The organism is Brumicola pallidula DSM 14239 = ACAM 615, from assembly GCF_000428905.1.
Taxonomy (GTDB): Bacteria; Pseudomonadota; Gammaproteobacteria; order Enterobacterales; family Alteromonadaceae; genus Glaciecola; species Glaciecola pallidula.
Genome location: NZ_AUAV01000025.1, coordinates 13,846 through 34,743 on the forward strand (window position 1 = coordinate 13,846; position 20,898 = coordinate 34,743).

Consider the following 20,898-nt stretch of genomic DNA (forward strand, 5'->3'; position numbering starts at 1 on the left):
TGTTATCGAAACAGGTAAAAAATGAAAAAATTAGTTTTCGCTATATTAACAATGTTCGCTTCTTCATCCTTTGCTCAAGCAGCAAATCAGGTACGAGAGGATCGCGAACCAGAAGCTGATACAGGAAAAACGCTCAAGCAAGCACATGAATCAAAGGAATATATGGTTGTGGCAGCCAATCCTTATGCCGCTTGGGCGGGTAAAAATATACTTGAAAAAGGCGGATCGGCAATTGATGCCGCTGTTGCGATACAAGCAATGTTAACATTAGTTGAACCGCAATCGTCGGGTATAGGTGGTGGAGCTTTTATTCTATACTGGGATAACAAAAATAAAAAACTGCATACGTTTGATGGTCGCGAAACAGCCCCTCAAAAAGCAACACCTTATATCTTTCTAGAAGAAGGCGAACCTATGCGCTGGATTGACGCAGTGGTTGGTGGCAAAGCAATCGGTGTACCGGGTGTGCTGAAAGCCCTTGAAATGGCACATAAGGAATTTGGCAAATTAAAATGGAGAGATTTATTTGAAGATGCTATTACAACCTCAAGGCAGGGATTTATAGTATCACCTCGATTAGACTCGTTATTAAAATTAGATATACACCCGGGTCTAAATAACTTTGTCGCTTCACAAAACTATTTCAAACCAAATGGTAAACCGCTCGGAGAGGGCGCGCTACAAAAAAATCAACTGCTCGCAAATACCTTACTAAACATTGCTCATCACGGTACAGATTATTTTTATAAAGGTGAGTTAGCAGAGAAGATTGCTGAGGCGGCTCGCACAACGATAATTAATCCTGGCTTTATGACAGCTGACGATCTAGCCCTATATGAGGCCAAGAAACGCGCACCGATATGCGGGAACTATAGAGGTAAGAAAATTTGTGGTATGGCGCCGCCAAGTTCCGGTGGAATATCAGTATATCAAATTTTGAAAATGCTAGAACAATTCGAACTAAAAAAGTACGGGCCAGGTAGTAAAGAATTTATTCACTTGTTTTCGCAGTCTAGTGCGCTCGCATATGCTGACAGAGATCAGTACATTGCGGATACTGACTTTACCAACCTACCAGCAGTATCGCTTATTAATTCAGCCTACTTGTCGCAACGAGCTGAGCTTGTTGGGCTAAATAAACCGTTAACAAAAGCTGAGGCAGGTAAGCCATACATGAACGTAATGGTGGGCGATGATCAGACGCCGGAGTTACCAAGTACCAGTCATTTTTCTATTGTAGATAAGGACGGAAATGCGATTTCAATGACGACCAGCATCGAATTTATGTTCGGTTCGGGTGTTATGGTTGAAGGCTTTTTATTAAATAATCAGCTAACAGACTTTTCATTAGCGCCGTCAAAAAACGGCTATCAAGCATTAAATAGAGTCGAGCCTAACAAACGTCCTCGCAGTTCAATGAGTCCAACGATGCTGTTTAACGAAAAAGGAGAATTAGAATTGATTATTGGCTCGCCAGGGGGAAGTCGTATTATAAATTACGTTGCGCAGACTATTATTAATGTCGTCGATTTTGACATGGATATTCAACAGGCAATAAATGCGCCTAGAATAACTAACCGTAATGATTATACCGCACTTGAGAAAGGAACCGTGCTTACCGAGCTAAAAGCTGACTTAGAAAAACAAGGCCATGATGTACGTGTACTTGACCTAAACAGCGGTTTGCATGGTATCCAGTTGATCGATGGTAAATTAATTGGTGGCGCGGATCCCAGAAGGGAAGGTGTTGCTGTCGGGCGATAATCTGGTGAAAAAAGAATCAGTCTCTTTTCTAAGGGACTGTATTTGATACATCAACGATTTTCCAATCCCCTGATTGTTTAATCATAGAAATTGTTTTTAATTCGGTAATTTTTCTATTGTTGTAAGTGCCAATGATTTTGACATCAACTGTCGCTTCTTTTTTGAATTCTGTCATACCTTCAAAACCACCTGAAACAGGTTCTACCGTCATTTTAGTTAATCGTAAATTCAATATATGGCGCTGAACCCCACTGTTTGTGTGATATGATTTTAGCAGTCCTGCAAATTTATCAGTCGATAATTTAAGTGCATTGTCCAAATTATCATCTTCGTAAATTGCCATTATAAATACGAGCGCTGCATATTGTGGCGTTTCGTCACTCATCATGCCGTAGCGACCCGCCTTTATTTCTCTTTCTGACTTATGACAAGCTGTCATCGTCAATGCAACCAAACATAATAAAATAACTTTGCTAATTTTGTTCATATACTATCGCTGCCGTAATAATTTATCGCGTGTAGACAAGCTTGCTTATTAAGTAAAAGTGTCTATTTGAATCTTAAAATAGACAATATCCGAGTGCTAGTTTGTTTCTTTATAGGCAAAAAGTAAAGAGACTGTAAAGTCCCTTTAAGTTAACAATCGAAATAAAGCGATGTCGATTGTTTGTGCAAGTACATATAGCAGGGTATATGTACTTGCTTAATTTACTATTGAATTTCTTCCAAATCAGAGAATTCACCAGAAAATAATGGGCTACTCAAGTAACGCTCTGTGCCACTTGCTAGTAATACAACAACTATTTTATCCTTATTTTCAGGACGCTCTGCATAACGTTTAGCGGCAACAACCGCAGCCCCAGAAGAAATACCAGCTAAAATGCCTTCTTCTTTCATGAGTCGGTTTGCCATCGCCATTGTTTCTTCGTTGCTTACTTGTTCTACTTCATCAATCAGGTCGATATCTAGGTTACCAGGAATGAAGCCTGCACCAATACCCTGTATCTTATGTGGCCCCGGAGTTAATGCCAAACCGGCTTTAGCTTGAGTAATAACAGGACTGTCGGTTGGTTCAACCGCTATTACCGTAATTGCTTTACCCGCTGTATTTTTAATATAACGGCTCACGCCAGTAATTGTGCCGCCCGTGCCGACACCTGCAACAAATGCATCAACTTTGCCTTCAGTATCTTCCCAAATTTCAGGACCTGTTGTTTTCTCATGAATTTCTGGGTTTGCAGGGTTATCAAACTGATTCAGTGGCACATAACGGCCTGGATCTGCATCCATAATTTCTTGCACTTTAGACAATGCGCCTTTCATGCCTTTCGGTGCATCGGTAAGTATTAAGTTTGCGCCTAGCGCTCTTAACAATTTTCTGCGCTCTAAACTCATGCTACTAGGCATGGTGAGCGTCAATTTATAGCCACGAGACGCTGCAACAAAAGCAAGTGCGATACCCGTATTGCCGCTTGTCGCCTCAATAAGTTCTTTACCTTCAGTCAGCAAACCTTTCTTTTCAGCATCCCAAATCATATTGGCACCAATGCGGCACTTGATACTGAAACTTGGGTTGCGAGATTCAATTTTTGCGTATACGTTACCACCCGTAACTCTATTGAGTTTGACTAGTGGTGTGCGGCCAATGGCGAGTGAATGGTCGTCAAATGTCTTCATTATTGTTCCTCTGTTTAACAATCATCGCGAGTTAACTTATTATTATTGGTTGTTATCAAAAAAAACAACTATCACCGAGAGTTACGTATCGCTATTATTAATCGTTAGTGTTCAGTTAGTCGTAAAAATTTTACAGTGATAAGAGTATGCGCAAACTAAAAAAAACACAGTGCTTTTTTAGCTATATGTTATTTTTATTTAACTTAATCAATAAAAACAAAAGTTGAGGGATCCCATGGGGTTTACTGGTACCAAGAATTATATTGCGAGTAAAGAGCTACAGCTGGCAGTAAATGCAGCAATTACACTAGAAAAGCCGCTTCTCATTAAAGGTGAGCCGGGCACGGGTAAAACAATGTTGGCCGAAGAGTTATCTGCTTCACTGGGCGCAGATTTATTGCAATGGCACATAAAATCAACAACTAAGGCGCAGCAGGGATTGTACGAATATGATGCAGTGTCACGTTTACGTGATTCGCAGTTAGGCGATGCGCGCGTTCATAATATCGGCAATTACATTGTTAAAGGTAAATTATGGCAAGCGTTCACAGCAGAAAAACGTCCTGTACTGTTAATTGATGAAATTGATAAAGCGGATATTGAGTTTCCAAATGATTTGTTACTAGAACTCGATAAAATGGAATTCTTTGTATATGAAACACAAGAAAGAATTGTGGCTAAGCAGCGTCCGATTGTCATAATTACCTCCAACAACGAGAAAGAATTACCTGACGCATTCCTTCGCCGTTGTTTCTTTCATTATATTCAATTTCCTGAAAGAGAAGAGATGACCCAGATCCTTGATGTGCATTTCCCTAATATTAAGAAAGACTTGCTTGAAAAAGCGCTGACATCATTTTTCCAAATTAGGGATGTTGGTGGTATCAAGAAGAAACCGTCTACATCAGAGTTAATTGATTGGTTAAAATTATTAGTAGCTGACGATATTCCTGCTTCGGTATTACAAGACAACGATGCAAAGAATGCTCTACCTCCGCTATACGGTGCCTTGTTGAAAAATGAGCAAGATATACACCTATTTGAAAAGCTTATGTTTATGGCCCGACGTTAATGTTAATCGAATTCTTCTTTAAATTACGTGAATATCGATTAAAGACGAGTATTACTGAATGGTTAGATTTAGTGAATGCGCTTGACCATGATGTTGTACATGCGGATATTGAAGGTTTCTACTTTTTAGCACGCACCGTATTAGTGAAAGACGAAAATCAATACGACAAATTTGATAAAGCCTTTGCCGATTATTTTAAGGGCGTGCAATCGATTAATTTGTTCGATAAAGAAATTCCAGAGGATTGGTTGCGATCCGAAATGGAGAAGTTCTTAAGCGATGAAGAGAAGAAAAAAATTGAGGCACTTGGTGGCCTTGATAAGTTAATGGAAACCTTGCAGGAGCGCTTAAAAGAACAAGAAAAACGACACCAAGGCGGCAGTAAGTGGATTGGTACAGGAGGCACATCACCCTTTGGGGCGAATGGCCATAACCCCGAAGGTGTGCGGATTGGTCAAGATAAAAACCGTAACTTTTCCGCCGTTAAGGTGTGGGATAAACGCCAATTCAAAAATCTGTCTAGTGACGTTGAAATAGGTACGCGTAACATTAAAGTTGCGCTTCGTCGATTACGCAAGTTTGCTCGTACGGGCGCAAGTGAAGAGCTAGATATAAAAGACACTATTAGTTCGACAGCCCGAAATGCGGGTTACTTAGACTTGAAGATGGCACCTGAACGTCACAATGCTATTAAACTTTTGTTATTCTTTGATGTGGGTGGCTCGATGGACGCGCACATTAAGCGTTGTGAAGAGCTCTTTTCAGCGGTGCACACGGAGTTTAAGCATATTGAGTTTTTCTATTTTCATAATTGTATTTATGAAGGTGTATGGAAAGATAATCAAAGGCGAGGACAGCAAACCATGGATGTTTATCAAATAATTCATAAATATGGTACTGACTACAAAGCTATATTCGTGGGTGATGCGACCATGGGGCCATATGAAATTACCTATCCTGGAGGCAGTGTCGAACATTGGAATGAAGAAACAGGTGCGGTATGGATGGAGCGTCTTTTAAATCATTTTGAGCATGCTGTTTGGTTAAATCCACAACCCAAACCATATTGGCATTATCACGCTTCATTGCAGATTATGCAGGAGCTGATGAAAAACCGAATGTACCCACTAACGGTAGATGGTTTAACTGAGTCAATAAAAACCTTGTTGAAAAAGGCGTAAGTTACCTGCTATTCGTTGCATACTGGCGGGTTAAGCTTGTATCATTAGGCGCACTTAATACAGGAAAGCCAAATGTTAAAACGTCTTAATAAATATATCAGTGACTCTGGTTTTTGTTCACGCCGTGAAGCGGATGCCTTAATTGAAAAAGGCAGTGTTGAAGTTAATGGCGTAGTGCCTGAATTAGGAACCAAAGTAAGTTTAGATGACAAAGTAACGGTTAATGGCAAATTGATTGAAGCGGTTGCTGAAGATAAAACGGATCGTGTTTATCTTGCTTACAACAAGCCAGTAGGGATAACGTGCACTACTGAACGCAAAGTGCAAGGTAACATCATCGATGCTATTGGCTTTGCGACCAGAATATTCCCGATTGGTCGTTTGGATAAACCGTCGGAAGGCTTGATATTGCTGACTAGTGATGGGGACATCGTAAACAAGATTTTGCGTGCTGAAAACGCGCATGAAAAACATTATCGTGTGATTGTAAATAGAGTCGTTTCAGATGATTTTATTAGCAAAATGTCATCTGGTATACCCATATTGGATACTGTCACAAAACCCTGTGAACTAAGGCGAGCCGGGAAATTTGGTTTCGATATTATCTTAACGCAAGGTCTAAATCGTCAAATCCGTCGCATGTGTGAATACTTAGGCTATGAGGTTACACGCTTGACTCGCAAGCGTATTATGCACGTGAGTTTAAGCGGAATTAAGCCAGGTCAATATCGACATCTAACGGAGGCGGAAATGACCCAGATGAATATAGCATTGGAATGCTCTACTAAGACGTTTACTCAGGCTCAATAATAGCGGCCTTAAGCAAACGCTTTAACATCATTCGCTACGCGTTTTTGGATAACGCTTACGCGCCAATACATTAATATTGCAGCGCAACTTAGGCCAGAAATAAAGCCTATCCAAAAGCCTTTAGCCGCCATTGCAGGAAACAACCAATCGGTTAGACCAAGCACAACACCAACGGGCAGTCCGACTAACCAATACGACACAAAACTCAATATCAACATGGCTTTTGTGTCTTTGTATCCGCGTAATGCGTTAGCGGAGACAACCTGAATGCCATCGCTGAGCTGAAATAAAGCAGCGAAGAATAAGAGACTAGACGCCATTAGAATGACATCTGTATTCTCAGTATATAGCGCCGATATTCTAGCACCCAAAATTACGGTCATCGTTGCCGTAAATAAGGCAATAAAAATTGCGCATACAAGGGCACAATACACCGATATTTTAGCCTTTAGCGCATCTTCCTTACCCACGGTATAGCCAATACGAATAGCTAGCGCCATGCCAATACTCATAGGTAACATAAACATCAATGAAGAAAAATTCAGGGCGATTTGATGTGAGGCAACAACCTCAGCGCCAAAACGAGCAAGTAACAAGGCAACGACGCCAAATAGAGAGACTTCAAACACAATAGTGAAGGCGATGGGTAAGCCAATTTTTAACTGGGTCAACTGTAAGTCGAGTTTTGGCCAATGAAACTTGGTGAACAACTCATATTTTTTTAATTTCTTGGCCACCATCATATACAGCAATGTTACAAACGCCATTATGTAAATAACAAGTAAAGTGGCAATACCACATCCAGCACCACCCATTTGGGGAACGCCAAACAAGCCGTTAATGAAAATGTAATTTGCCGGAATGTTAACCAGTAAACCAGCAAACATGATGATCATAGTGGGGCGTGTACTGGATAAACCCTCACAACAGTTGCGTAAACTTTGATACAGCGCAAACCCGGGAGCGGCGAGCAAAATATAGATAATATAGTCGACCGTTATGGACCTTACATCGCTCTCCATTTCAATATTTGCTAACAGTGGCGATATAACAAAAACAAACAGCAACGCCAATACGCTTAGCATGAGTGATAACCAAATACATTGATGAAGTGCGTTTGCCACTTTGTTGGTTTGATTGCTCCCTTGTAAACGGCTTATTATCGGCGACAGTCCCAATGTGACGCCTTGAATAAACATTAATATAGGCATAGTAATACTGAATCCAATAGCAACGGCTGCCATATCAGTATAGCTATATCGGCCAGCCATGATGGTGTCTGATACGCCCATTAATGTCTGTGTGACTTGTGCTATCAGCAAAGGCCACGCCAGAGTAAACAGCGATTTCATTTCTGTAAGGAAGGCTTGTTTGGTAATTGTTTGGCTCAAGATGACGTGTCAGTTAGAATTTTCGCCAATGCTACCACATTATTTAGGCAAAAAAAGAGCCACGACATAGTGACTCTTTACTTTACTCCTGGTTCAACGTAATAAGCCACCATCGCGTTAGTGGTTATTTTTGTTATCTAGGCTAAACAGCCTTCTAACCAACAAGATAGGAATTAATAAAAATACCAGTGTTCCCATCGAGCCTCCACCGCTGCTAGAAGACGGCACTGCTGTTACGGTTATACTGACTGCTTGGCTAACCTGATTAATGCCATCCGAAGCAACCACATCAAATCGCAATGTGGTTGGGCTTGATGGTGCGTTGCGAGTCAATACTGTGCCCCTTTGGCCATCAATAGTCACGCTAACGCTATCGTTTTCCGGATCACTGCTGGTTACGCTCACCGTGTAGCTTTGTCCAGCTGTGACTGATGTGGGCGCCGACACAGTAATTGCAGGTGCTTCATTGTTGCCAATGCTCACTGCCACCCTTGCAGTATCAATATTACCTTGTGGGTCCTGCACGCTTACTTCGAGTGTAGCGACTTGGGGTTCCTCAACAGATGGCGCAGTAAAACCAACTGTCGCAGATGTCGTATTGGTTAGTGTGCCACTCGGACCGTCAACTTGACGCCAAGTAAAGGTTATCGCTTCATCATTAGGTTCGACCGCAACAGCTGTGATATTGATCGTTTGCGTTTCAATCACAGCAGCAGTTGCGTTGTTAGAACCATCAATAGTGACAGTCGGTGGAGCGTCGAGTTGAATAACGCTAGATAACATGGATGTTTCGACTTGTGCAGCCTGAATATTCGTAACATCGGACGTAATTGAAAAGCGTAGGTCTTGATCAGTGATGCTTGATGTTGGAATGAGTTCAAAAGTAATGATCTGATTTCCAACCTCAGCAGCCTGTTTGGTAATATTCCAATTTACCTCATTACCGGAAAAAGCACCACCTTGCCCCACAGAGTTTGCATCCAAACTAAAGCCAGAAGGTATTGGCAGGGTAATATCATAATTACGGTTTTCTGGTGAAGATGTGCCTTTGACCAGAATATGAAACTCAGTGTTCTCACCAATATTAATAAAACTAGCAGCGGAGCGTAGTTCAACGTCTTGGCCGCCTTTGGTCAAATTAACCAGACTAACACCAGAGTCATCTGGAGCCCCTGCATTTCCAAACGCAACAATGCCATAAAACTTATCCTCTGTTTGTGCATCACCTAAGTCCCAATTTGCCCGCATATCAAAAGCATTACCAGCAGACACGCTGGAGGGGGCTGAGAACGAAAGGGATGTGTCATCTGTACTCTGATTAACAGCCGCATAAAACAGATTATAGGTGTCTGCTTGCCCTGCAATTCCAGCTTCATAGTTTTGTACCATTACCCAGTATTTTCCAAGCGATAACTCTGTCGTGTCAATGTATTCAATAGAACCACTTGTTGTGCTACGAATAACGACTTCGACTTCCTCAGGAATACCATTACCGTTGGCATCAAAAACTAAATAAAGGTCGATATCAGTGGCGCTGCTTTGAGTAATTTGCGCAACAATCCTTTGATGACTCGAATCGACATCAAATTCAAACAAATTAACCCCTTGTTGAACATCGTCAAAGGCGGCTGCGGGTGTCGAATCTTGCAATATCTGGCCATTTACTTCATTCGCTTTGGTAAACCCAAGCGTTGTCGCTCTGAAGCTATTTTGTGTTTTACTTTTAATGTTTTTGACTAAATACGAATCAGCTAAGCGACCCGCAACTATGCTTAACAACTCGGGTATTGAACCCGCAGTCGGAAATACTGATACAGGTAGATGTAAATCGGGCTGACCATTAGCTGTCATTGTAACAGCACCAAACAGCCAATCTGCACTACTTGCATTGGTTACATCAATAGTGGTGGTAATGATCTGTGTTTCGCCTGCGTTTAAACTAAAAGATGCCGGTGTGCTCGTAATTTGAATGTTAGGTGAAAGAGTCTCGCTATTTACATTCCATGTACCTGATTTAGCTGCAGTAAACGTTCGACTCCAAACACAGGTATTAGCGCATTGGTTATCCGTAATGCTCGGTAAATTAAGTGCACGCGGTTCGCCTCCAATATTGGGATCAGCCGCTGCATAGTTTGCTGCGGTCTCATCCATAATAAGTCCAGCCTCGACAGCCTTATCAACTTGCACTCGACCAGAGCCTGAATCAAACCAATCAGCGTTGGTCACAGCATCTTCTTTTTTTACTGTTCTTGAAGCTGTCATACTTAAAGCTGAACGGATATTGTCTGGTGTCCACGCTGGCCGAGCAGCTTTAACTAAGGCCGCAGAACCAGCGACATGTGGACTAGACATTGAAGTTCCTGACAAATAATTGAAATCACCTGCCGATGGCTCGTGTCCATCATGCCCGAATTGTTGGTCAGCCCAAGCAGCATAAATTTGCACACCGGGACCACCGATCGCGGGTGCTAGTGTGCTAATACTGTTATTCGGACCTTTTGAAGAAAACCCGGCCAACACATCTTGTCGTTGCGGATTAATAACAATGTTGCCAGATGAAGCTGTTATTGTTGCAACATGATTACTGCCAAAAGCTAACCAATTTCGCAACAACGATGCTTGTGCAGATTGAAGATGGATGCCGGCAACAACATACTGATCGTTCGCTAAGTTGTCTGAACCACCAACCACGTTTCCTAATACATAGCCGCCAGCACCGCCATCTCTGACATTCACTGCTTTTTGCACGCGTGCTATTTCGCCTCGGTCACAAACCACAATTTGCCCACTAAAAGTACCTGCAGGAAACGCCTCTAAACATTGTGCTGGATCATTGTTAGGATCATTTGGGTTACTAAAATCACCAGCATAGACAATAGGTGCAGTAATCCCCGGCGAATTACTGGTACCGGTCAATGAACCTAGATTTGTATTACCACCCGAAAAATTAGTTAACTGTTTTTGATAACTAATTGAGCGCCCATGCTCAGAGGCAGCCACAGCGGTATACCATGGTGCATGTTTTACCGTAGAGCCCGCACTTGGACCGCTATTACCTGCAGATGTAGCTACAAAAATACCTGCATTTTGTGCAGCAAGAAAGGCCACTTCGGTAGAGCTATTCCAAGGTTGACCGCCACCACTAATTGAGTAGTTGATGATATCAACTTGATCTTGGATCGCATCTTCTATGGCTGCATTAATTGCCGCACCGGAACAATCTCCATAAGTGTCTCCTGCATCTTCCCGTCCGCCCCAGCATACTTGGTAACTAATGATGTTGGCACGGGGCGCAACACCCGATATTCTATCAAACACAAAGCCAGTTGCTATACCATCGCTCTCTATAGCCCCAAGTTCGGGCAAAGATTCGGGTGTATTAAACAGTATATTACCTGCTACAGTGCTCGCTACATGCGAACCATGACCACCATAATCTTCACCATTACGTGGCAAACCAATACCAAAAACATCGGTGTCTGCATATTCATCTGTGATCACGGTATAGCTATAAACACCAATGAGTTTACTGTTACATAAATTACTAAAGTTACCTGCACAGTCACCTAAATATACCTCCGAACCGAAGGGGTTAATATGCAGGTATCCGTCTCCCGCGACGGCTGAAAATGATGGGTGGTCAGTATTAATACCTGAGTCAATAATACCCACTACAACACCTTCACCATAAGTACCAACACCGCTTTCTTGTGCTGCACCACTCCAAACTGCGGGGGCACCGATAAGACTCGGACCTGTATCGGTGTCAAGCGTGTAAATACGGTCTTTGACTACCTTTAATACACCCGGGAGTTGCGATATTGCACTTGCTTGGTCTTGACTTACCTTTATTGCAAAACCATTAAATGCAAGTTTATAGACTAAAGTGGGCTCAACGTTGACTACTTGTTTTTTTAACAATGCTAAAAATTGGTCATGCTTCGATGTTAGATAGCGGGAATAGGATTCAACTGCGGGGGTATCCAACTGTAATTTTCGGTTGTTTGGTTTTGTCGCCGCGTAGTTTTCTGTGCCACCCTCATACAATGCTATCGGCGCGTCAGCCAAATGCACTAGGTAAAGATGTCGACCTGTCGTATCCTGCGGATTGTGAATAAATGAGGCTGCTGTTAAGTAGCTGGGCGCTGTTTGTTTTTGCACAGACTGCCCATCTTTGTCGTTAAAACCATGCGCCATGAAAGGGCTTGTCGAGATAGCAGCTAAGATTATTAACGTGAATTTATTGTTCAAACGAACCTCCGAGGATACTGATTTGACGAAAATTAAATTCATCGCCGCTTATTTTGTAACGTAGTTCACTACTTATTTTGTGACTTTTTTTCTAACGTTAAGTTATAAATTTTATTTTATAACTTTATTTTAGAGAGAAGTGTAAGCGTTTTATACATTTAACATTTTCATCCTAGCAACATTAGTTTACAAACAAACATATTCGTAGTGCTTTGTTATTTTTTGCGACAACTAAGTGGCTGCGCATCTAAATCGCTGTGTAATGACTAAATACGGAACCATGAATAGAATAAAAATACAGTGATAGTTTTCACGTTTCCGGCTTTATTAAAAGTGTATCGGCAGCACAATATGACGTCTACAGTTTTTATTTTTAGTCCCAAACAGGAACAAAATCCGACGCAAGAGTCTACCCACATGTTGACGTTATATTGCTTGCATTATTTTACGCAAATTTAGCAAATTTTTAACAAATAGGATAATTCATTCAAAAAGTCTCCAAAAATAGGGGTTTTATAATTAGTCGTTTGCAAAATACGAAAGAAATAGCAAAAAAGAAGATCCCACTATTAACTAACATAGAGCCTGATTATAGAATCTAATGGATGTTGAATATGCAAGACAGAAATCACCTTTCTGATGTACAACCAACAAACAGCGTTTGCTTGATTGAAAACGGTCTGATAGAAATACCAATGTTACAACTGCTTGATGAAAACGGACACGAAACTAATAAAGAACAAAGTCCTGAAATTGATGAAGCAACAGCTAAGAGAATCGCAGCCACCATGCAATACATTCGTTTACTAGATGAGCGTATGGTTGGTGCACAGCGCCAAGGTAGAATTAGTTTTTATCTCGCCTGCACAGGCGAAGAAGCGTCGACGGTGGCGAGCGCTGCTGCGTTGTCATCTGATGACATGATTATGTCGCAATACAGAGAGCAGGGCGCATTAGCTTATCGTGGGTACACCACCGAGCAGTTCATGAATCAAATGTTTAGTAATGAGTTAGACCCTAATAAGGGACGCCAAATGCCTATCCATTACGGTGACAAGACACTGAACTTTATGACTATTTCATCACCATTAGGTACGCAGATACCACAAGCTGCTGGTTATGCCTATGGACAAAAAATGTCGGGCAAACCAGCCTTGACGATTTGTTATTTCGGCGAAGGTGCGGCTTCTGAAGGTGACTTTCATGCAGGTGTTAACATGGCTGCCGTATTAAATTGCCCAGTAATATTCTTTTGTCGCAACAACGGTTACGCAATTTCTACACCGGTGGAAGAACAGTTTAAAGGTGATGGTATTGCGTCACGCGGCATTGGTTACGGTGTTAAAACGATTCGTGTTGATGGCAACGATGTGCTGGCGGTTTTTGCAGCTACTAAAAAAGCAAGAGAAGTTGCCCTAGCTCATAATTGCCCTGTATTAATTGAAGCGATGACTTATCGCTTAGCTGCTCACTCTACTTCAGATGACCCTAGCGGGTATCGGTCTAAAAGCGAAGAAGAAAAATGGCATGCTAAAGATCCTGTCGAACGATTTAATAAATGGTTAGATGGCAAAGGTTGGTTTGATAAGAAGGCAACTGACGCTTATCTAGAAAAGTCGAGAGCTGAAATTCTTGCAGCAGTCAAAAAAGCTGAAAAAGTACCTGTTGCATATATCGACGACATTGTTGAAGATGTTTACGATACGCCACCGTGGCACTTAAAAAAACAGCTTGTTGAGTTAAAAGCACATATCGCAAAATACCCTGAGCATTATCCTAAAACATCAGGGAGGGTAAAATAATGGCGCAAATGAACTTATTACAGGCGATTAACAACGCGCTTATTACGGCAATGACCGACGATGAAAAAGTCATGGTGTTTGGCGAAGATGTCGGCCATTTTGGTGGCGTTTTTAGAGCCACAAGTAACCTGCAAGAAAAGTTTGGTAAAGGACGTTGTTTTAACACGCCGTTGACCGAGCAGGGTATTATTGGGTTTGCAAATGGACTCGCATCACAAGGGTCAGTGCCTGTTGCCGAAATACAATTTAGTGACTATATTTTCCCAGCCTTTGACCAAATTGTGAATGAAACTGCAAAATGGCGTTATCGTTCAGGTGGCCAGTTTACCTGCGGCACACTAACCATCAGAACGCCTTATGGTGGGGGAATAGCCGGCGGCCTTTATCATTCTCAATCCCCGGAAGCGTTTTTTGCGCATATACCAGGTATGAAAGTGGTTATTCCGCGTAACCCACGTCAGGCTAAGGGGTTGCTGCTAGCGTCTATCAGAGACGATAATCCCGTATTATTCATGGAACCGAAAAAACTTTACAGAGCCTCTGTAGGCGACGTACCCGACACCGACTACGAATTACCATTAGGCAAAGCTGATATGGTAAAAGAAGGCACTGACATCACCTTATTAGCATGGGGTGCTCAGGTAGAGATCATTGAAAAAGCAGCAGCAATGGCACAAGAGATAGGAGTGTCTTGCGAAGTGATTGACTTACAAAGTATATTGCCTTGGGATGTTGAAACAATTTGTGGATCGGTTTGTAAAACAGGCAGATTATTAATTAATCATGAAGCCCCGTTAACGGGTGGTTTCGCCAGTGAAATTGCTGCAACGGTTCAGGAAAGATGTTTCTTATACCTTGAATCGCCAATAGCACGGGTTTGTGGCCTTGATACGCCATTTCCCTTAGCACACGAAAAGGAATATATGCCTGATCATTTAAAAACTTTCGAAGCTATTAAGCGAACAATGGACTACTAGGAGGCAATAATGAACGAATTTATATTGCCTGATATAGGCGAAGGTATTGTTGAATGCGAGCTGCTTGAATGGCTAGTAAAAGAAGGTGATGTCATTGTTGAAGACCAACCTGTTGCTGAAGTCATGACCGACAAAGCAACAGTTCAGATCCCGGCGATGCACAATGGCGTTGTGCGCAAACTTCATTATAAGGAAGGTGACATCGCAAAAGTACATGCTCCTTTATTTGCGATGGATATCGATGACGAGGCAAGCAATGACACGTCAGTTGAAGAGCTTACTCCTTCACTAAGTGATAGTCCTGCTAGTCAGATGATAATACCCCCTCCAGCGCCAGTTGCAGAAGTAAACGCAGAAAAAATCGAAGCGTTTATTTTACCTGATATTGGCGAAGGTATTGTTGAATGTGAAATTGTAAAATGGTGCATTCAAGAAGGTGACCTGGTCACAGAAGATCAGGTTGTTGTTGAGGTTATGACCGATAAAGCCGTTGTTGAGATACCAGCAAAATATCAAGGCAAAGTGGTGAAGCTGCACTATCAACAGGGAGATATTGCACAAGTACATACGCCGTTATTTGATCAGTTGATTCAATCGGATGATTTTGTTGCGCCTGCGTCTTCGAGCGAATTAACAGTCTCGCCTACTACAGAAATACAAGCCGCTACGGCCAAAAATGTGGAAGAGAGCGAGCTTGAGTCAGTGCGAAATAATCGAGCTAAAGCATTGGCTAGTCCTGCAGTAAGGCGCATAGCAAGAGAGCATCAGATTAATATTGCTCTGGTGTCTGGCTCAGGTAAAAAAGGGCGTGTATTGAAACAGGACATTGAGGCTCACATGCAGAGTCAAAATGGGATACCACAAATTGCGGATCAAGGTACTACAACGCATCAGGCAAATACCACAATTACCAGTGCCAACGGCAATAAGCTAACGGATTCTAGTAATGCAGGCACGCAGTCAGAAGTAAGTAAGGTAATACCAATGCGGGGCATTAAAGCTGCGATGGCTAAACAAATGATGGCGAGTGTGAGCACAATTCCACACTTTACGGTTTCTGATGAATTGATTATGGATAATCTGATTGCGTTGCGAAGTCAGTTAAAACCTGAGTTTCAAAAACAGGGTGTTAAATTAAGTTTCATGCCGTTTTTCATCAAGTCATTATCGTTGGCTTTAAAGTCGTTTCCTGAAATTAACTCGCGTTTAAGCAAAGACGAGTCAGAGCTACATTATTTGTTATCGCATAATATTGGTATGGCAATTGACTCAAAAATTGGACTACTTGTAGCCAATATAAAGAATGTACAAAATCTGTCATTATTTGAAGTTGCTCAAGAATGTGACCGTATTATCAATGCTGCGCGCGAGGGTAAGTTGTCAAATGCGGACTTAAGTAATGGTACAATCAGTATCTCAAATATTGGTGCTTTAGGTGGAACGACCGCAACGCCGGTGATTAATAAACCTGAAGTTGCTATCGTTGCACTGGGTAAAACTCAGAAGTTACCTCGTTTCAATGACAATGGTGAGGTGATTGCGCAAAGTATTATGATGCTAAATTGGTCAGGCGATCACCGCGTTATTGACGGTGCAACGATGGTTCGTTTTAACAATCTATGGGTGAGTTACTTACAGCATCCTGAAAAAATGTTGGTTCATCTTAAGTAAGCATTTTTAACTTAGCGTGTATCATTGTAATATACAGGTATCGTAGTGTTATATTAGCCCGCATTAGCGGGCTTTTTTATTTTAAGAGTGAGAGTTGTAGTGCTCAGTTATCAACATTCGTTTCATGCTGGAAACCATGCAGATGTGCTTAAGCATCTGACTTTAGTAGCAGTGCTTGAACGTCTGAATTTAAAGACAAAACCGTATTTTTTTTTGGACACACATGCCGGTGACGGGATATACAACCTGAACTCGGAACACGCTTTACAAAATTCAGAAGCTAAAACAGGTATTTTGCAACTAAAGCTTAATCGTCAGTTAGATAATGGTGAAAATAATAGCGTTAAAGGTAATTATGCACTGTTTGATTCTTATTTAAACATCGTAGATCAATACATTGGAGACCAACAGTATCCGGGGTCTCCCATGGTAGCCTCTGCATTGCTGCGCAATGGAGACAACGCCTTTGCTGCTGAACTACACCCACAAGCATTTAAATCACTGCAACAAAGCTGTCGCCGAACGGTTATTAAAGCGCAGCATCGAGATGGCTATGAAGTACTGAATGCAGTTTTACCACCCACGCCAAATAGAGGAGCAGTGCTAATTGACCCTCCTTATGAGCAGATGAGTGAATATCAACAGGTTGTTGATGCAGTTACCAAAGCTGTAAAGCGCTGGCCGATTGGTATTTATATGATTTGGTACCCGTTACTTTCTAATACTAGAGAGGATAGAGAAACTAAGAAGATTGTTAATAATCCTAAATCAGCGTTAAGTGAAAAAATGTTATCTCAATTCTCCGGAATTAACGTAAAGTCGGTGCTAAATGTACAATTTTGTTCACTACAGCCCTCAGAGAAAGTAGGTATGTATGGTTCTGGCATGTGTATTTTAAATCCACCTTGGCACTTAGATAATGACTTGCAAGAAATTCTTGTGACGTTGCAAAAAAAAATGCCAGGTGACAACAATAAACTATCAAAAGTGGAATGGTTAAAAACTGAATAATGCAGCAGCCACAGCTTAAACATTTCTATATTCCTGATGACCAATCAGTTTATTTGCTATCGCACAAAGACGCAAAAAAGCTTAAAAACTGGTTTGGTTTGTGCATCTCACAACTTAAGAAATTAGGTTATACGGATATAGAAATGATTGGTAAGGGTGCATTTGGATTTGCTTTTGCAGGTACCGATAAGAAAGGCCGAGAATTGGTGTTTAAATTCTCCAGAATCACCTTGCCACAGCATATTCAAGACAGACTCGAAGAAGAAGCCTTTATGCAAGGCTTAGTTGAGCATCGTAATGTACCGAAGTTGATTGAGTTTCAGCAAATTAAGCGGCAATCAATTTTAGTCATGGACCGCGCTCTGGGAATTGATTTAGAAAAATATTCATTGCGTGTCGGCCCCTTACCACCGAGGATTGTCCTTAAAATAACTGTACAAATTTGTGAAATTTTGCACTTCTTAAGAGAGTTTCAGCAAAATGGCGTGTTTCGTCCTGTCGTTCATGGCGATATCAAACCCTCCAATTTAGTTTGGGATGAGCAAGCAGAACAAGTCAGTCTAATTGACTGGGGTTCATGCGTGTTTGCGCAAATCGATCCATCAGGACAGACGATTACCACTAATGTGATGGACTTGATGTCATCCGATTTACAGCAAACCAATGCAAGACTCGGTGATGTTTACTTTATTGGGGATGATCAACTGGATGGTAAGTTATCAAGTCCTCGTTTTGATGAACAAGGCTTAGCAAGTACAATTTATGCGTTAGCGTCAGGTCAAGGTTCGCGATACGGTAGAAAAGCTATTCCACCTGACTCGCTTGGTTTACCGTTAGAATTTGCTAAGGTACTTGCAGCATTAATGAGTAATGACCCTATTGAACGTCACTCGGGTGGCGATTATTTGTTACAACAATACTCTAGATTTCGTCACTTTGTATTTGCTGAAGACCGCTACCAAGATCAAGTTTGCTTAGTACCAACTTGGGGGCATCATGAAATAAAAGACATAGAAACGGTTGTGTATAGTTCAAGGAAGTCATATTTAAGACAGCAAGAAGGTATTGATATAGCCGAATTAAATTATATTGACGATGCTCAGTTTGAGCGTTATTACAAAAATTACTTGCAAGGAATGGGTGAAACAGAAAAAGGATTTATTGCAGCGGTAAGCCGCTTAGGGAAATATCCTGTTGTCGGCGGGTTAGCAATTAGATGGGAGGACGAAGGTATTTTTGTTGATTCTAGTCTAAACTTATACAATCCTAGCTTACAATTATCATTTGATCGAAGCGTCGATAATGTGATTAATTTAGCGCGTTCTATTGTCCGAAAAGGCGTTTTTAAAAGTTGTATGTTTAATGCAAAAAACACATTGCATGTTGAACGAGTGACTGAAAAGAAACCTTTTATACCACACCCAAAAATGCAGATACCATATGAATTGAGTAAAACCTCGTTAGCAGAAAATGAAAGTCGTATGCATTCTTATTTTGAAGATGGAGAGGATCCTGATGAGTTGTTGAAATTGCCAGAAGTATTAATGTCAAAAATTAAAAGCTTGAACGCAATTCACCACACCGGGTGTATTATTTTTGAAGCACTTCCGAAACATTTGAAAGTGCATAATTATTATACCTTACTCGATCACTCGATGGAGCTCGAGTTTAAAAGCCTACTAAAAGAAATTATTGATTTAATTCCAAAAATTAATGGTTTAGGTATTTCAGGCTTCATGAAGTTACCCTATAAAGACACACGATTTTTTAAGCATCAGGTAAAAATGACACAAAAGTTTTACCCAAGAAACCCTAAGCAAATAAGTACTTAGTAGTGAATTAACTACTTGTCAAAGTGAGGTTACATTGTTAGATGTTAGATTAGAGTCGTTGTTCGCGATGGAAAAAATAGAACAAGGTTTATATCGGGGTCAAAGTTGGGACTTAGGTTTTAGAGCGTTGTTTGGTGGGCAAGTTTTAGGTCAATCTATTGCTGCAGCCTATAAAACAGTTGAAGAGGGACGTATCATTCATTCTCTACATTCATATTTTTTATTACCCGGCGATGCTCAAAAACCAGTCATTTATGACATAGAAAATGTGCGTGATGGCCGCAGTTTTTCATCAAGACGGGTAAAGGCGATTCAAAATGGGCGTACTATATTTGTGATGACCGCGTCGTTTCAAACTCCTGAGCCAGGGTTGAGTCATCAGTATGCTGAGATACCAAAAGTACCACCTCCGGAGGAGGTGACTCCAGATATTCGTTTTTACGAGGACAAATATGACCAATTATCAGAAAGGATAAAGGAATCGTTGAGTTATCACCGGCCGGTCGACATTCGTACTGTCGATTCAGCCAATTCTTATACTGCTGAAAAACGCGAACCAAAGCGATCAATATGGTTAAAGGGAAGGGATAAACTGGATGGCCCTCTGCAAGTGCATCAAGCGTCACTAGCCTATGCGTCGGACTATCACTTTTTAAGTACATCTTTACAACCGCATGGTTTGGCAGTGCATGATAAATCACTTAGATTAGCCACAATTGATCATGCAATATGGTTTCATAAGCCATTTAAATTTGATGATTGGTTATTGTATGAAATGGAAAGTCCTTTTAGTGGAACTGGTCGTGGATTAGTGCAGGGTAAAGTCTTTGATAAACAGGGGACGCTTGTTGCGACGACAGTTCAAGAAGGGCTAATGCGCCAAGTTTAGGGTTAATAAGGAAAAACACATGATATATCAGATAGGTTCAGACAAAGTGACATTAGGGCGCAATACTTATGTGGCCCCAGGTGCGCATGTTATGGGTAAAGTGACATTGCATGATAACGCAAGTGTTTGGTTTAATGCAGTATTGCGTGGTGATTGTGATCGAATAGAAGTAGGCGAAGGCAGCAATATTCAAGACGGTGCGATTTTACATACTGACTATGGTTTTCCAATGCGTATTGGCAGAGGGGTAACCATTGGCCACAAGGTAATGCTGCATGGTTGTGAGGTTGGCGATTATTCCTTGATTGGTATAAATGCAGTTGTTTTAAACGGGGCTAAAATAGGGCATCACTGTGTTATCGGTGCAAACGCGCTAGTCACTGAGGGCATGGAAATTCCCGATTATTCGGTGGTAATGGGATCGCCGGGTAAAGTAGTAAAAACGATTAAAACAGGACAAGCCGAGATGCTCGAAAAGTCGGCAAAACATTATCAGAAAAATGCTGAATATTTTAAAAATGAATTAAAAGAGCAACCGCTGTAATCTACCGCGTGTGTATTTATAAGCAT

General features: G+C 41.4%; 15 protein-coding genes. 11 read left to right on the top strand and 4 right to left on the bottom strand.

Features of this window, described 5'->3' with window-relative positions:
• Positions 1-21: 21 nt before the first annotated feature.
• Complete coding sequence (gene ggt / locus G399_RS0110070; protein WP_006009478.1) at positions 22-1,764, top strand: gamma-glutamyltransferase; 1,743 nt, start codon at positions 22-24, stop codon at positions 1,762-1,764.
• Between the two features lie 28 nt (positions 1,765-1,792).
• Here ggt and G399_RS0110075 read toward each other — a convergent pair whose 3' ends face one another.
• Positions 1,793-2,251, bottom strand: a complete 459-nt coding sequence (locus tag G399_RS0110075; RefSeq protein WP_006009477.1) for a hypothetical protein — start codon at positions 2,249-2,251, stop codon at positions 1,793-1,795.
• A 224-nt stretch (positions 2,252-2,475) separates the two neighbouring features.
• Entirely contained in the window at positions 2,476-3,441 is a 966-nt protein-coding gene (cysK, locus tag G399_RS0110080) for a cysteine synthase A (RefSeq protein WP_006009476.1), read from the bottom strand.
• A gap of 235 nt (positions 3,442-3,676) precedes the next feature.
• Between cysK and G399_RS0110085 the strand changes: the two genes are divergently transcribed.
• The 3 genes from G399_RS0110085 to G399_RS0110095 all read left to right on the top strand — a co-directional run bounded on the left by G399_RS0110085 (position 3,677) and on the right by G399_RS0110095 (position 6,504).
• Positions 3,677-4,513, top strand: a complete 837-nt coding sequence (locus tag G399_RS0110085) for an AAA family ATPase (RefSeq protein ID WP_006009474.1) — start codon at positions 3,677-3,679, stop codon at positions 4,511-4,513.
• Positions 4,513-5,694 (top strand): vWA domain-containing protein, encoded by a 1,182-nt coding sequence (locus G399_RS0110090; protein ID WP_006009473.1) that lies wholly within the window; start codon positions 4,513-4,515, stop codon positions 5,692-5,694. Before G399_RS0110085 ends, G399_RS0110090 begins: the two co-directional genes overlap by 1 nt.
• A 72-nt stretch (positions 5,695-5,766) precedes the next feature.
• A complete protein-coding gene (locus G399_RS0110095; RefSeq protein WP_006009472.1) occupies positions 5,767-6,504 on the top strand; it encodes a pseudouridine synthase in 738 nt (245 codons plus the stop codon).
• Positions 6,505-6,512: 8 nt separating this feature from the next.
• Here the strand turns inward: G399_RS0110095 and G399_RS0110100 are convergent, their stop codons facing one another.
• Complete coding sequence (locus G399_RS0110100) at positions 6,513-7,895, bottom strand: MATE family efflux transporter (RefSeq protein ID WP_425304081.1); 1,383 nt, start codon at positions 7,893-7,895, stop codon at positions 6,513-6,515.
• 117 nt (positions 7,896-8,012) lie between these two features.
• Positions 8,013-12,146, bottom strand: coding sequence for a S8 family serine peptidase (locus tag G399_RS20520; protein WP_051288534.1), 4,134 nt, complete (start codon positions 12,144-12,146; stop codon positions 8,013-8,015).
• Positions 12,147-12,760: 614 nt separating this feature from the next.
• Between G399_RS20520 and G399_RS0110110 the strand changes: the two genes are divergently transcribed.
• The 7 genes from G399_RS0110110 (at position 12,761) to G399_RS0110140 (ending at position 20,872) form a co-directional block, all read left to right on the top strand.
• Complete coding sequence (locus tag G399_RS0110110; protein WP_006009467.1) at positions 12,761-13,948, top strand: thiamine pyrophosphate-dependent dehydrogenase E1 component subunit alpha; 1,188 nt, start codon at positions 12,761-12,763, stop codon at positions 13,946-13,948.
• Complete coding sequence (locus G399_RS0110115; protein ID WP_006009465.1) at positions 13,948-14,925, top strand: alpha-ketoacid dehydrogenase subunit beta; 978 nt, start codon at positions 13,948-13,950, stop codon at positions 14,923-14,925. The genes G399_RS0110110 and G399_RS0110115 overlap by 1 nt, the downstream gene beginning before the upstream one ends.
• A 9-nt stretch (positions 14,926-14,934) precedes the next feature.
• On the top strand, positions 14,935-16,596 hold the full coding sequence (locus G399_RS0110120; RefSeq protein ID WP_006009464.1) for a dihydrolipoyllysine-residue acetyltransferase: 1,662 nt from the start codon (positions 14,935-14,937) through the stop codon (positions 16,594-16,596).
• Positions 16,597-16,695: 99 nt separating this feature from the next.
• Positions 16,696-17,607 (top strand): 23S rRNA (adenine(2030)-N(6))-methyltransferase RlmJ, encoded by a 912-nt coding sequence (locus tag G399_RS0110125; protein WP_006009463.1) that lies wholly within the window; start codon positions 16,696-16,698, stop codon positions 17,605-17,607.
• Complete coding sequence (locus G399_RS0110130) at positions 17,607-19,439, top strand: protein kinase domain-containing protein (protein ID WP_006009462.1); 1,833 nt, start codon at positions 17,607-17,609, stop codon at positions 19,437-19,439. The genes G399_RS0110125 and G399_RS0110130 overlap by 1 nt, the downstream gene beginning before the upstream one ends.
• 34 nt (positions 19,440-19,473) lie before the next feature.
• Positions 19,474-20,328 (top strand): acyl-CoA thioesterase, encoded by an 855-nt coding sequence (locus G399_RS0110135; protein WP_006009461.1) that lies wholly within the window; start codon positions 19,474-19,476, stop codon positions 20,326-20,328.
• 19 nt (positions 20,329-20,347) lie between these two features.
• Complete coding sequence (locus G399_RS0110140; RefSeq protein WP_006009460.1) at positions 20,348-20,872, top strand: gamma carbonic anhydrase family protein; 525 nt, start codon at positions 20,348-20,350, stop codon at positions 20,870-20,872.
• Positions 20,873-20,898 lie beyond the last annotated feature (26 nt).